Annotated in this window: 10 protein-coding genes; 5 read left to right on the forward strand and 5 right to left on the reverse strand. The window is 62.9% G+C overall.

Annotation, left to right across the window (positions count from 1 at the left end; all coding sequences use genetic code 11):
• Positions 1 to 72 precede the first annotated feature (72 nt).
• Positions 73 to 678, forward strand: coding sequence for a DUF938 domain-containing protein (locus tag AC1RKJ_RS11440; RefSeq protein ID WP_492791078.1), 606 nt, complete (start codon positions 73 to 75; stop codon positions 676 to 678).
• A gap of 9 nt (positions 679 to 687) precedes the next feature.
• Here the strand turns inward: AC1RKJ_RS11440 and AC1RKJ_RS11445 are convergent, their stop codons facing one another.
• The 3 genes from AC1RKJ_RS11445 to AC1RKJ_RS11455 all read right to left on the reverse strand — a co-directional run bounded on the left by AC1RKJ_RS11445 (position 688) and on the right by AC1RKJ_RS11455 (position 5,333).
• Positions 688 to 1,227 carry a TIGR02281 family clan AA aspartic protease gene (locus AC1RKJ_RS11445; protein WP_492791079.1) on the reverse strand — a complete coding sequence of 180 codons (540 nt, stop codon included), beginning with the start codon at positions 1,225 to 1,227 and terminating at the stop codon, positions 688 to 690.
• 172 nt (positions 1,228 to 1,399) lie between these two features.
• Positions 1,400 to 3,871 carry an ATP-dependent helicase HrpB gene (hrpB, locus tag AC1RKJ_RS11450; RefSeq protein WP_492791080.1) on the reverse strand — a complete coding sequence of 824 codons (2,472 nt, stop codon included), beginning with the start codon at positions 3,869 to 3,871 and terminating at the stop codon, positions 1,400 to 1,402.
• Positions 3,872 to 4,022: 151 nt separating this feature from the next.
• Entirely contained in the window at positions 4,023 to 5,333 is a 1,311-nt protein-coding gene (locus tag AC1RKJ_RS11455; RefSeq protein WP_492791081.1) for a UDP-glucose dehydrogenase family protein, read from the reverse strand.
• Between the two features lie 152 nt (positions 5,334 to 5,485).
• Between AC1RKJ_RS11455 and AC1RKJ_RS11460 the strand changes: the two genes are divergently transcribed.
• Complete coding sequence (locus AC1RKJ_RS11460; RefSeq protein ID WP_492791082.1) at positions 5,486 to 6,544, forward strand: acyltransferase family protein; 1,059 nt, start codon at positions 5,486 to 5,488, stop codon at positions 6,542 to 6,544.
• A 134-nt stretch (positions 6,545 to 6,678) separates the two neighbouring features.
• Positions 6,679 to 9,750 (forward strand): DNA polymerase I, encoded by a 3,072-nt coding sequence (gene polA, locus AC1RKJ_RS11465; RefSeq protein WP_492791083.1) that lies wholly within the window; start codon positions 6,679 to 6,681, stop codon positions 9,748 to 9,750.
• On the opposite strand, the gene AC1RKJ_RS11470 is transcribed toward polA, so the two are convergent.
• Together AC1RKJ_RS11470 and AC1RKJ_RS11475 are read right to left on the reverse strand one after the other, a co-directional pair.
• Positions 9,747 to 10,646: an HNH endonuclease gene (locus AC1RKJ_RS11470; protein WP_492791084.1), complete on the reverse strand. Its 900-nt coding sequence runs from the start codon at positions 10,644 to 10,646 to the stop codon at positions 9,747 to 9,749. The genes polA and AC1RKJ_RS11470 overlap by 4 nt on opposite strands.
• Before the next feature lie 29 nt (positions 10,647 to 10,675).
• Positions 10,676 to 11,302 carry a glutathione S-transferase family protein gene (locus tag AC1RKJ_RS11475; RefSeq protein ID WP_492791085.1) on the reverse strand — a complete coding sequence of 209 codons (627 nt, stop codon included), beginning with the start codon at positions 11,300 to 11,302 and terminating at the stop codon, positions 10,676 to 10,678.
• 160 nt (positions 11,303 to 11,462) lie between these two features.
• Here AC1RKJ_RS11475 and pyrE point away from each other — a divergent pair, with 160 nt between their 5' ends.
• Both pyrE and AC1RKJ_RS11485 read left to right on the forward strand, forming a co-directional pair.
• Positions 11,463 to 12,026 (forward strand): orotate phosphoribosyltransferase, encoded by a 564-nt coding sequence (pyrE, locus tag AC1RKJ_RS11480; RefSeq protein ID WP_492791086.1) that lies wholly within the window; start codon positions 11,463 to 11,465, stop codon positions 12,024 to 12,026.
• Positions 12,027 to 12,029: 3 nt separating this feature from the next.
• Positions 12,030 to 13,454 carry a sodium:proton antiporter gene (locus AC1RKJ_RS11485; RefSeq protein ID WP_492791087.1) on the forward strand — a complete coding sequence of 475 codons (1,425 nt, stop codon included), beginning with the start codon at positions 12,030 to 12,032 and terminating at the stop codon, positions 13,452 to 13,454.
• Positions 13,455 to 13,468: the final 14 nt, after the last annotated feature.

Genomic DNA, 13,468 nt, shown 5'->3' on the forward strand with positions numbered 1-13,468 from the left:
AGCGGAGTATTTAGGATCGAAATGCGGCATATTGGCAGCATCCTCGTACAGGCTTCATTCAGATCGAGCGCCATGACCGACAGCCGCCTTCAATATCCCGCAACCGAACGCAACCGCGATGCCATTCTCGGCGTCCTGCGCGGCGTACTTCCCGCGACGGGCCTAGTCCTCGAAATCGCCAGCGGATCGGGCGAACACATCGTGCATTTCGCGCGGGCTTGTCCGGGCCTGACCTTCCAGCCGTCCGACCCTGAAGACGCGGCGCTGCAAAGCATCGCGGCATGGACGCGACACACCGGTACAGCCAACGTGTTGCCGCCGATGATGCTGGACGCCGCATCGGACAGCTGGCCGCTGGCGTCGGCCGACGCCGTGCTCTGCATCAACATGATCCACATTGCGCCATGGCGCGCGACGGAAGGACTCCTGCGCGGAGCATCGAAACTGTTGGACGAAGGCGCTCCGCTTTATCTGTATGGGCCGTATCGGCGCGCAGGCGTGGTCACCGCTCCGAGCAACGACACATTCGACCAAAGCCTAAAAGCGCGGAATCCGGAATGGGGATTGCGCGACCTGGAAGCCGTCGCGGCACTGGCGCGGGATACGGGATTTTCCGCGCCGGCCGTGACCGAGATGCCGGCCAACAATCTCAGCGTGGTGTTTCGGCGGGTGGCGTAAGACGCGAACTTATTGTTCCATCACCAGCTTGCCGCCGGCCATTTCAAAGCGCTTGAGCTTCGATAAAAACGACAGGCCGAGCAGGTTCTCCGACAACGCTTCGTCGGGCAGCACCAGTGCGTCCACGTCACGCACCACAAGCCCGCCGATCTCCACCATCGCAAGGCGCGTGCGCGCGGCCTTGATCGAGCCGTTGGCGGTGGAGACGTTCGCGGTGTAATCGCTGGGCCGCGGCCGAACGCCGATCTGCGCCGCGGATTTTTCGTTCAGCGCAATCACCGACGCGCCGGTATCGACCATGAACCCGAGACGCCGGCCATCCACGCGGCCTTCGGTCTGGAAATGACCGCGGCCGTCCCGCGGAATCGTCACGCTGCGGACGCCGGCATGTCCGGTTGTCTGCGGCTGCACCGACGCGAAAGCATTCATCGCCCTCGTCTTGTCGACAGCCTTGGCCTGCGCCTTTTCGCTGCTGATCTTGTCGGCGACCGTCGCCATGGACGTGCCCAGCACGATGAGAATGGCCGCCAGAATCATGATGCTACGCATAACGCACACACCTGTACTCAACCGGTCCGGCGTGAATCCGCCTTGAACTCGACCTGGACCTGACCATGCCGGACGGAACTTGAACCCAATGGCCCCGGCAAGAGAGCGTTTTCCGCGATAAGGGTGAGCGAAGCGTTAATTTCAGCGCCATCCGGGCGGCGGCGGGCGGTGTTTATGTCCCGCGCGGTTTGACGCGGCGGGTCGGCGGCGCGGAGGCGGGGTCTTCCGGCCAGGGATGCCGCGGATAGCGCCCGCGCAGGTCCGTGCGCACGGCGGCATAGGAGCCGCGCCAGAAACCCGGCAGATCGCGCGTCACCTGCACGGGACGATGCGCGGGCGACAGCAATTCCAGCACCAGCGGAATCTTGCCCCTCGCAATCGACGGATGAACCGTGAGCCCGAACAGTTCCTGCAACCGCACGGCGATGGTCGGTCCCTGCTCGGCTTCATAATCGATCGGCAGCGATGTGCCGGTCGGCGCTTCGAAATGCGTCGGCGCATCGCGGTCGAGCCGCGCGCGGCTCTCCCAAGGCAGCAGCGCCATCAGTGCCTCCGACAGATCGCCCGCCGAGAAACCTGCCAGCGAGGTCTTGTCGAACAATGCGGGCACCAGCCACTCGCCGCGTGTCTCCGCCAGTGCGCTGTCAGACAGGTCCGGCCATTCGTCCGGCGACGCCGCGCGTAGAAACATGATGCGGTCACGCCATTGCTTGAGCGGCTTCGACCATGGCAGGCGGTCCATGCCGGCCGCGACAAGACCATCGGCCAGCACCCGCGCGGTCTCCGCCGAGGGTGAGACCGGCAGGGTTTGTTCCGACAGCGTGATTGCGTGCAGCTTCTTCCTGCGCCGGGCGCGCAGCGCCATCGCGGATCTGTCGAACGTCACCTCGTCGTCGATCTGGATATGATCGGCAAACTGCTGTTCGATTTCTGCTTGCGTGATCGGCGCAGCCAGAAGGATGCGCCCGTTAGCCGCCGTGCCGGTCAGTTCGGCCACCGCGATGTACGGCGACTTCGCCAGCGCGGAGGCCTGCTCGATGGACGCGCCACGTCCGTTGGCGAGCACGAACGATCCGTTGCCGCGATTGCGCGCCACGCGATCGGGAAAGGCGAGCGCAAGCATGATGCCCGTCGAGAGCGAATGATCGTCAGCGTCAAACGGTTCGCTCGCTGCCACCTGCCTCGCCCACCGCTCCGCCAACTGCCGCGCGCTTTGCGCGCGCTGGGAGCGGTCGCGGCGGAAGTTATCCAGCCGCGCGTCGAGATCGGCGCTGTCACCGCCGAGTCCGCGCTCGGTGAGAATCGCCGCAATGTGCGCCGCCTCCTCGCCTGCACCCAGCCGATGCGAATCCACGATCATGCGCGCGAGCCTTGGCGGCAGCGCCAGCGCTCGCAGGCTGTTGCCTTCCGGCGTGATGCGGCCCGAGTCGTCGAGCGCATTCAGTTCACGGAGCAACGCACGCGCTTCGGTCAACGCAGGCAGCGGCGGGGAATCGAGAAACGCCAGCGTAGACGGATCGCTCGCGCCCCAATGCGCGAGGTCAAGCACCAGCGAGGACAAATCGGCGGAGAGAATTTCCGGGCGTGTATAGGCCTCCAGCGACGCTGTCTGCGGCTCGTCCCACAGCCGGTAGCAGATGCCGGGCTCGGTGCGTCCCGCGCGGCCGCGGCGCTGATCGACAGCCGCACGCGAGGCACGAATGGTTTCCAGCCGCGTGAGACCGATGTCCGGTTCATAACGCGGCACCCGCGCCATGCCCGAATCGACCACGATGCGCACACCCTCGATGGTCAGCGACGTCTCGGCAATCGACGTCGCCAGCACCACCTTGCGCTGGCCTTTCGGCGGCGGCGAGATCGCGCGGTCCTGCACGGCAGCATCGAGCGCACCGAACAGCGGCACGATCTCGGTGTTCGGATCGCTGACGCGCTCGCTGAGAAACGTCTGCGTGCGGCGGATTTCAGCGGCACCCGGCAGGAACGCCAGCACCGAACCGGCATCGGCGCGCAACGCCGTGGCGATGGCGTCGGCCATCTGCCGTTCGATCTGCACGTCCGGCTTGCGGCCGAGATAGCGCGTGTCCACCGGAAATGCGCGGCCTTCGCTGGCAATGACAGGCGCATCGCCCAGCAGTTTTGCGACCCGCGCGCCATCGAGCGTCGCGGACATCACCAGGATTCGCAAATCCTCGCGCAAGCCCTGCTGCGCATCGCGCGCCAGCGCCAGACCCAGATCGGCATCCAGCGATCGCTCATGGAATTCGTCGAACAGCACGGCAGCGACACCGGACAATTCCGGATCGTCCAGAATCTGCCGCGTGAAGATTCCTTCGGTGACGACCTCGATCCGGGTGCTGCGCGAAATCTTCGAGCCGAACCGAACGCGATAGCCGACGGTCTCGCCGACCTTCTCGCCCAGCGTCTGCGCCATGCGCTCGGCGGCAGCGCGCGCGGCGATGCGGCGCGGCTCCAGCACGATGATCTTCTTGCCTTTCGCCCATGCGGCATCGAGCAGCGCCAGCGGCACGCGCGTGGTCTTGCCCGCGCCCGGCGGCGCGACCAGCACGGCGGTGCTGCTGCGCGCCATCGTATCGGACAACTCGCCGAGAACTGCGTCGATGGGAAGGGGCGTGGAGAAGTTCATTGCATCATCATCGTCGTCCCCGCGAAAGCGGGGACCCATAACCACTGAAGGTCGTTGGCGCCATGTCTATATCAGCTTGCTCGGGAAGTATGGTCCCCGCTTTCGCGGGGACGACATCGTATTTGGAACACAAGCGCGTCCTGGAGCAGACTCAAATCGCCCCGCGCCCGACGCTCTCATAGATGAAGCCGAGCGCTTCCATGTCCTCGCGGCGATAGATGTTGCGCAGATCGACGATCACCGGCGTCGCCATCTCGCGCTTCAGCCGCTTGAGATCGAGCGCGCGGAATTGCCGCCACTCGGTGACGATCACCAGCGCGTCGGCATCCTTGGCGACAGCATAGGCATCTTCGCAATAGGTGATGTCCGGCAGTTCGGTTTTCGCCTGCTCCATGCCCGCCGGATCGTAGGCGCGCACTTTCGCTCCGAGATCAAGCAGTCCCGTCACGAGCGGAATCGACGGCGCCTCACGCATGTCGTCGGTGTCGGGCTTGAAGGTCAGGCCGAGCAGACCGACGGTCTTGCCGCGCAGGTTGCCGCCGAGCGCGGTCGAGACCTTGCGCGCCATCGCGCGCTTGCGGTTGTCGTTGACCGCCAGCACCGCCTCGACGATGCGCAGCGGCACATCATGATCCAGCGCGGTCTTCACCAGCGCGCGGGTGTCCTTCGGAAAACACGAGCCGCCGAAGCCGGGACCGGCGTTGAGAAACTTCGGGCCGATGCGGTTGTCGAGCCCGATGCCGCGCGCGACCTCCTGCACATCGGCGCCGACCTTTTCGGCAAGGTCCGCCATCTCGTTGATGAAGGTGATCTTGGTCGCGAGAAAAGCGTTGGCGGCGTACTTGATCAACTCCGCCGTGCGCCGCTCGGTGTACATGATCGGCGCCTGATTGAGATACAGCGGCCGGTAGACCTCGCCGAGGACCTTGCGCGCACGTTCGTCATCGGTACCAACCACGATGCGGTCGGGATGCTTGAAGTCACGGATCGCCGCACCCTCGCGCAGAAATTCCGGGTTGGACGCGACCGCGACATCCGCCTGCGGATTGGTCTCGCGGATGATGCGCTCAACCTCGTCGCCTGTGCCGACCGGCACGGTGGATTTGGTGACGATCACCGTGAAGCCTTGCAGGGCCTTGGCGATGTCGCGCGCTGCGGCATGAACATAGGTGAGGTCGGCATAGCCGTCGCCGCGCCGCGACGGCGTTCCGACCGCGATGAACACCGCATCCGCCTTGCCGACAGGTCCGGCGAGATCGGTGGTGAAATCGAGCCGCCCCGCCTGCACGGACGCCGCCACCAGCCGGTCCAGATCGGGCTCGAAAATCGGAATTTCGCCCCGGTTCAGCGCGGCGATCTTGCCGGCGTCGGTGTCCACGCAGGTGACGCGATGGCCGAAATCCGCGAAGCAGGCCCCGGAAACCAGCCCAACATAGCCCGTGCCGATCATGGCAATCCGCATGAAGCCTATCCCCAAAGCAAAATTAACGACGTTGTTTTCGCGGGCCTTTTAACGCAAATCCACGTGAATTGGGCACAACATTTGTATGAATAAAGGAGAATGAAACCCCTGCGCCCCAAAGTGGCGCCGGATTGGACCGAAACGAGACACCCATGAGCAATATCAGCACATCCGGCATACACCCGTCGCCAGCCTCGGGGCGGCTTGACTGGGTCGATTACGCCAAGGGCATCTGCATCGTCATGGTGGTGATGATGCACTCGACGCTGGGCGTCGAGGCGGCCGCCGGCAAGCAGGGCTTCATGCACCTGCTGGTGGAGTTCGCACGGCCGTTCCGGATGCCGGATTTCTTCCTGATCTCGGGGCTGTTCCTGGCGCGGGTGATCGATCGCGACTGGCGCACCTATCTCGACCGCAAGGTGGTCCACTTCGCCTATTTCTACGTGCTGTGGGTGACGATCCAGTTCGCCTTCAAGGCGCCGGGCTTCGCCGCCGAGCAGGGCTGGGTTCATGTCGGTGTCATGTACCTGCAAGCTTTCATCGAGCCGTTCGGCACATTGTGGTTCATCTACCTGCTGCCGGTCTTCTTTGTCGTGACGAAAGCGACGTTGCGGATTCCGGCGCCGGTGATCTGGCTCGCCGCAGCGGCGCTCGAGATGGCGCATATCACGACTGGCTGGACCGTGATCGACGAGTTCGCCTCGCGCTTTGTGTATTTCTATTCCGGCTACCTGTTCGCGAACTACGTGTTCGTGCTGGCCAATCGCGCGCGCGCCCAGCCGGGCGTCGCCCTGCTCGGCCTCGCCGCATGGGCGGTCGCCAACGCCGTGGTGGTGTTCTCCGGCTTCAGCGAACGGCCGGGCATTTCGCTCGCGCTCGGCTTTGCCGGCGCCTGCGCCATCATCATCATGGGCACGCTGCTCGCCCGCGCCAACTGGCTCGGAGCCCTGCGCTATTGCGGCGAGCACTCCATCGTCATCTATCTCGCCTTCTTCCTGCCGATGGCCATCGTGCGCGTGGTGCTGCTCAAGACCGGCATCATCCCCGACATCGGGCTGGTCTCGCTGATCGACACCGCCGCGGGCGTCCTTGGTGCGCTGGCGATGTGGTGGGGCGCGAAACGCGCCGGGCTCAACTTCCTGTTCGAGCGGCCGGCCATGTTCTGGCTTACGCCGAAACAGCCGCGCCCGGCCTTGCAGGCGGCGGAGTAAATCCATCCATCCGCAGTGTCGTCCCCGCTTTCGCGGGGACGACACTGATTTTCCGGGAACGGCACCCAAGATTCCAGTGCGCATCTACCTCCCAAAGGGGTGTTAATCGCGGCCAAAATCCTTAAGTTGCCGCCATGCCGAAAAAGCCTGCATCCCCCGCGAAATCGCCTGCCGCCGCCAAGCCGCCAGCCGCAACAAAGGCCCCTGCCTCCAGTGCGCCCTCAAAAGGCGACCACGTCTTTCTGGTGGACGGTTCCGGCTACATCTTCCGCGCCTATCACGCGCTGCCGCCGCTGAACCGCAAGTCCGACGGCTTGCAGGTCAACGCCGTGCTCGGCTTCTGCAACATGCTGTGGAAGCTGATGCGCGATATGCCGCCCGATAATCGGCCGACGCATCTGGCGATCATCTTCGACAAGTCCGAAGTTACCTTCCGCAATAAGCTCTATCCCGAATACAAGGCGCAGCGCCCGCCCGCACCGGACGATCTCATTCCGCAATTCGCGCTGATTCGCGAAGCGGTGCGCGCGTTCGACCTGCCCTGTCTCGAGCAGGCCGGCTTCGAGGCCGACGACCTGATCGCAACTTACGTCCGCGAAGCCTGCGAGCGCGGCGCGACCGCGACCATCGTCTCCTCCGACAAGGACCTGATGCAGCTCGTGACCGACTGCGTCACCATGTACGACACCATGAAGGATCGCCGCATCGGCATTCCCGAGGTGATCGAGAAGTTCGGCGTGCCGCCCGAGAAGGTGGTCGAGGTGCAGGCGCTCGCGGGCGACTCGGTGGACAACGTGCCGGGCGTGCCGGGCATCGGCATCAAGACCGCGGCGCAACTGATCATCGAATACGGCGATCTCGAAACACTGCTCAAGCGCGCGCCCGAGATCAAGCAGCCGAAACGCCGCGAAGCGCTGATCGAGAATGCCGAGAAGGCGCGCATCTCGCGCCAACTCGTGCAGCTCGACGATAGAGTTAAGCTCGACGTCCCACTCGACGACCTCGCCGTGCATGAGCCGGATTCGCGCAAGCTGATCTCGTTTCTGAAAGCGATGGAATTCTCGACGCTGACGCGGCGCGTGGCGGAGTATTCGCAGATCGATCCGGCGGATGTCGAAGCCGACGCCGGCATGAAAAGCGCGTTCGCACCCGCCGATGTCGCCGCAGGATCGCCCGCCACGCCGGCGCTGGGCGGCGAGCCTGATCTGCTGGCCCAGGGTACTTCAAACGCAACGTCCAATGCCGGCCAGTGGTCCGGATCTGCAAAGCCAAAGCAGGCCACGGACAATGGTGGACCGCAGACGCCGAAAGCGCTTGCCGATGCCCGTGCCGCCGAAGCGCGCAGCGCGAAATTCGACCGCGCCAAATACGCGACAATCAGTTCGCTCGACGAGTTGCAGCGCTGGATCGCGCGCGCTTACGACATCGGCCATGTCGCGCTGACCATCGAGACCAGCACCGCCGATCCGATGCAGGCCGAGATTTGCGGCATCTCGCTTGCGCTCGGTGCGAACCAGGCCGCTTATCTTCCGCTGGCGCATACCAAGCCCGGCGACGGCTCCGGCCTGTTTGCCGGAGGCCTCGCGCCCGATCAGATCAAGGCCGCCAATGCGCTGGCCGCGCTGAAGCCGCTGCTCACGGATGTCGGCGTCATCAAGATCGGCCACGATCTGAAATTCGATTCCGTCGTGCTGGCGCAGCACGGCATTGCCATGGCCCCCATCGACGACACGATCCTGATTTCCTACGTGCTCGACGCGGGCCGCGCGAAACACGATCAGGAATCGCTGGCAGAGAGCTGGTTCGGCCACAAGACCATCGGCTTCACGGACCTGACCGGCACCGGCAAGAACCGCATCGCCTACGATCAGGTGCCAATCGACAAGGCGACCGCATACGCCGCCGAGCGCGCCGACATCGCGCTGCGGCTGTGGCGCGTGCTGAAGCCGCGTCTGCTGTCGTATCGCGTCAACACGGTCTACGAAACACTGGAGCGGCCGCTGGTGCCGGTGCTCGCGCGCATGGAACGGCGCGGCATTTCCATCGACCGTCAGGTGCTGTCGCGCCTGTCGGGCGAGTTTGCGCAGACCGCCGCACGGGTCGAAGCCGAGATTCAGAGGATGGCGGGCGAGCCGATCAATCCGGGAAGCCCGAAGCAACTCGGCGACATCATGTTCGGCAAGATGGGCCTGCCCGGCGGCGCGAAGACCAAGACCGGCGCGTGGTCCACGTCGGCGCAGATTCTCGACGAACTGGCCGAAGCCGGACACGAATTCCCTAAACATGTTCTGGAATGGCGGCAGGTCACCAAACTGAAGTCGACCTATACCGACTCGCTGCCGGAATACGTCAACCCGCAGACCCATCGCGTGCACACGACTTACGCGCTCGCGGCGACGACCACGGGAAGACTCTCATCCAACGAGCCGAACCTGCAGAACATCCCGGTGCGCACCGAGGATGGCCGCAAGATCCGCAAGGCCTTTATCGCCGCCAAGGGCTACAAGCTGGTGTCGGCGGATTATTCGCAGATCGAGTTGCGGCTGCTGGCCGAGATCGCGGACATCCCGTCGCTGAAGCAGGCGTTCCAGGACAAGCTCGACATTCACGCCATGACGGCGTCGGAAATGTTCGGCGTGCCGATCAAGGACATGCCGGCCGAAGTGCGCCGCCGCGCCAAGGCGATCAACTTCGGCATCATCTACGGCATCTCGGCGTTCGGGCTTGCCAATCAGCTCGGCATCCCGCGCGAGGAAGCGGGTGCGTACATCAAGAAATATTTCGAACGCTTCCCCGGCATCCGCGCCTACATGGACGCGACGCGCGACTTCTGCCGCGAGCATGGCTATGTCGAGACGATCTTCGGCCGCAAGTGTCACTACCCGGACATCAAGGCGAGCAATCCGTCGATCCGCTCGTTCAACGAGCGCGCCGCCATCAATGCGCGGCTGCAGGGCTCCGCCGCCGACATCATCCGCCGCGCCATGATCCGGATGGAAGACGCACTCGCCGAGAAGAAACTATCGGCGCAGATGCTGTTGCAGGTCCACGACGAACTGATCTTCGAGGTGCCGGACGACGAGGTCGCGAAGACGCTGCCGGTGGTGCAGCAGGTGATGCAGGACGCGCCGCTCCCGGCGGTGGCGCTGTCGGTGCCGTTGCAGGTCGATGCCCGCGCCGCCAACAACTGGGACGAGGCGCACTAGGGCTTCGTCCGCAACAATTTTAGCTCCGCTATTGGCACCGGCTGTAGTTTATCCGGACCAAATACGTGTGCCCACCGATGGCAACTCGGGCACAGGACAGCAAAGTCATCCAAGCGACTTTCGCGGATGCCAAGAGCCAATGGAAAAAGATGGTGAGCGTCAAATAGCGATCGATTCTCGTGTGAGAAATCGCAGGCCTGACACAATAATTTTCCTTCGTTAGCATCACGATTGGCCTCCTTCACTGCTAAGACGAGATTTTTATCTCGTTCCGCAATGCTTTGAGCTTTCCATATCTTTTTACCCTCAGCCGAGGTGGCAAGCACTTTTGGGTATGCCGTCCAAAACTGCATTACTTTTCCCGGATCGCGGAATCCCGTCGGTAAAGCAATGTCGACCCGGCGGCTGACCGCTCTGTTTTTTATCGTCTCCCACAAGCGGCGGATTTCGGCTTCATCGCGACGCACACCGTCATATGCGTTTGCAAGAATTTGCTTGTGTGGAAACTGTAAGTCTTCAATCAACCGCGGTTCCCCCTCTATTCGGTAAACCTCAAAGGTTACTACCGCGACGGGCCAACGGGCGAGCTTGCGCAAATACTCTTGATCTAAAACGAAAGCCTTTGTTTCTCCGTATACGCCAGTCACGCGAATGAGCTCTAGTGCACGTCCACGCAACTCTGGCGGAACATCGTCTCCTCCACCAATGGATACCAAATAGGGTTGCGTGATTGCCTTCTCCGCTGTTCGCCTCGCTAGTGAGAAATGCCCTCTGTCTTTTACTCTGTCATCGCCGTGCGACCCAAAACACATAACGGGTGCTGCAGAGCGACCAAATACGGCCTTTACCCCCATTAGCTTATCGACAGACCCTACTACCTCTTCAAATCTCAACATGAATAACCAGCTTCCCCCACGCTGCCAAATTAACCCAGCTTCACCTCAAACCCGCGCTTCACGCCGGGCCGCGCCATCATCGCATTGTACCAGCGCTCGACCTCCGGAAACTCGGCGAGCGGCACCTTGTGGCGCTCGTGCCGCCACGCCCAGCCGAGAATGGCAAAGTCGGCCACCGACAGTTTGTCCGCGACGAATTCGCGGCCCCTGAGGCGGCGGTCGAGCACGCCATAAAGCCTGCGCGTCTCCTTTGAAAATCGCTCGAGGCCGTAGCGGCGGTCGTGCTCGTTCTCCAGCGCGATGAAATGATGCACCTGCCCAGGCATCGGCCCGAAACCACCCATCTGCCACATCAGCCATTCCAGCACCGGAATCCGCTCGCCCAGGTCCTTCGGCAGGAATTTTCCCGTTTTTTCCCCGAGGTACAAAAGGATCGCCCCGGACTCGAAGACGCTGACCGGCTTACCGCCCGGACCGTCCGGATCGACGATGGCGGGAATCTTGTTGTTCGGGCTGATCTTCAGGAAATCCGGCGCAAGCTGCTCGTCCTTGGAGATATTGATGGGATGCACTTTGTAGGGAAGACCCATTTCTTCCAGCGCGATGCTGATCTTGCGGCCGTTGGGCGTATTCCAGGTGTAGAGATCGATGGTCATGGGCCTGCCTTTATTGATCTTGCGCTGTTGACGGTGTGCGATCCGCTGTGGAATGTCCACGCCAGCTTCGGTTTGGGCATGATCTTTTCCGAAAACCGGTTTCCACTTTTCGGGATCATGCCGTAAATTCCCGCAAATCCCATAACTCGAAGAGATCGCCTTGTCCAAATCAGCGTCCCGCGCCCGCCTCAAAGACATCATCCACAAGCGTTCGTTCGGGCGTGGCGAAATCACCCTCGCCTCCGGCCGCAAGAGCGATTTCTATTTCAACCTCAAGCCGACCATGCTCGACCCTGAGGGCGCGGCGCTGCTCGCCGAACTGTCATTCGACGCGCTGAAGGACGATGCGATCGATTACATCGGCGGGCTGGAAATGGGCGCGGTGCCGATCGCCGGCGCGATAGCGCAACTGTCGTGGCTCAAGGGACACCCCATTGCCGCCTTCTTCGTGCGCAAGAAGCCGAAGGAACACGGCGCACGGCTCGCGGTCGAAGGCCTCGCCAAGGGCGAGAGCCTCGCCGGCAAGCGCATCGTCATCGTCGAGGATGTCACCACCACCGGCGGCTCGGCCGTCAAGGCCGTGGACGCCGTGAAGGACTCCGGCGGCGAGGTCGTGCTGGTGTTCACCATGGTCGATCGCGACGAAGGCGCGACCGAAGCGTTCGAGAAAGCCGGCATTCCCTTCCGCGCGCTCTACAAGGCGGGCGAGTTTTTGAAAGGCTGAGATTTGTTTGATCGATTTCATTCGCGGCGGCTCGCCGCGCTCTCGCTTTTTCTCCTGTTGTGCCCGGACGTCGCCTTCGCCGCCGAAGGCCTGAACGGCGCGAAGCTCTCGATCCTGTGGGCGCTGCCGTTCATCGGTATCCTGCTGTGCATCGCCACCGGACCGGTGTTCTATCCGCATGTCTGGGAACATCACTTCGGCAAGTTCACCACGCTCTGGGCGGCGCTCATTGTCGTTCCGTTGTTCCTGACCGTTGACATTTCCACCGTCACGACGACGCTCGCACACACGGCGCTGCTGGAATACATGCCGTTCATCCTGCTGCTGCTGGCGCTGTTCACGGTCGCCGGCGGCATCTATCTCGAAGGCAATCTGCACGACAGCGTGTTCACCAACACCGTGCTGCTTGCCGTCGGCGCCGTCATGGCCAGCATCGTCGGCACCACGGGCGCGGCGATGATCCTGATCCGCCCGCTGATCCGCGCCAACGACAGCCGGCGGTACAACGCCCATGTGGTGGTGTTCTTTATTTTTCTGGTCGCCAATATCGGCGGCGCGTTGTCGCCGCTCGGCGATCCGCCGCTGTTCATCGGATTCCTGAAAGGCGTCGACTTCTTCTGGACGACGAAACATCTTTGGCAAGAGACGCTGGTGGTGGGCGGAATCGTGCTTGCGATCTTTTTTGTGATCGACCTTTATCTGCATCATCGCGAAGGCCGTTTCTCGCAAAAGAAGGACCCGACGCCCGACTCGCCGCTGAAACTTCACGGCAAGATCAACCTCCTGCTGATCGCCGTTATCATCGCCGCCATCCTGATGAGCGCGCAATGGAAGCCCGGCGTGTCGTTCCACGTCGCCGGCGTCGAATTGCAGATACAGGATCTCGCGCGCGACGTGATCTTCGTTCTCGTGACGATCTGGTCGATCGCCATGACTCGCAAGGCGGATCGGGAGGCCAACGGCTTCTCGTGGGGGCCGATCCAGGAAGTCGCAATACTCTTCGCGGGCATCTTCATCTGCATCGTGCCGGTGATGGCGATGTTGCAGGCGGGCGCGCAAGGGCCGTTCGCCGCCCTGCTCGGCCTCGTCACCAATGCCGACGGCAGCAACAACGCCGCCGCCTACTTCTGGCTAACCGGCATCCTGTCGTCGTTCCTCGACAACGCGCCGACCTATCTGGTGTTCTTCCAGCTGGCAGGTGGCGATCCGCAGGTGCTGATGACGGCGAAATCCGCGACGCTGGCGGCGATTTCGTCGGGCGCGGTCTACATGGGCGCCAACACCTATATCGGCAACGCGCCGAATTTCATGGTCTACGCCATCGCGCGGCAGGCCGGCGTGAAGATGCCGAGCTTCTTCGGCTACATGGTTTGGTCCGTGCTGGTGCTGATCCCCACCTTTATCCTGGCGACGTTCCTGTTCTTCTGAACGGAGATTCTTCT

The sequence above is a fragment of the Afipia sp. GW822-FHT04G07 genome (assembly GCF_058800765.1).

Coding starts and splice junctions, on each gene's coding strand:
- AC1RKJ_RS11440 (WP_492791078.1), top strand. CDS start 73: ATGACCGACAGCCGCCTTCAATATCCCGCAACCGAACGCAACCGCGAT.
- AC1RKJ_RS11445 (WP_492791079.1), bottom strand. CDS start 1,227: ATGCGTAGCATCATGATTCTGGCGGCCATTCTCATCGTGCTGGGCACG.
- hrpB (WP_492791080.1), bottom strand. CDS start 3,871: ATGAACTTCTCCACGCCCCTTCCCATCGACGCAGTTCTCGGCGAGTTG.
- AC1RKJ_RS11455 (WP_492791081.1), bottom strand. CDS start 5,333: ATGCGGATTGCCATGATCGGCACGGGCTATGTTGGGCTGGTTTCCGGG.
- AC1RKJ_RS11460 (WP_492791082.1), top strand. CDS start 5,486: ATGAGCAATATCAGCACATCCGGCATACACCCGTCGCCAGCCTCGGGG.
- polA (WP_492791083.1), top strand. CDS start 6,679: ATGCCGAAAAAGCCTGCATCCCCCGCGAAATCGCCTGCCGCCGCCAAG.
- AC1RKJ_RS11470 (WP_492791084.1), bottom strand. CDS start 10,646: ATGTTGAGATTTGAAGAGGTAGTAGGGTCTGTCGATAAGCTAATGGGG.
- AC1RKJ_RS11475 (WP_492791085.1), bottom strand. CDS start 11,302: ATGACCATCGATCTCTACACCTGGAATACGCCCAACGGCCGCAAGATC.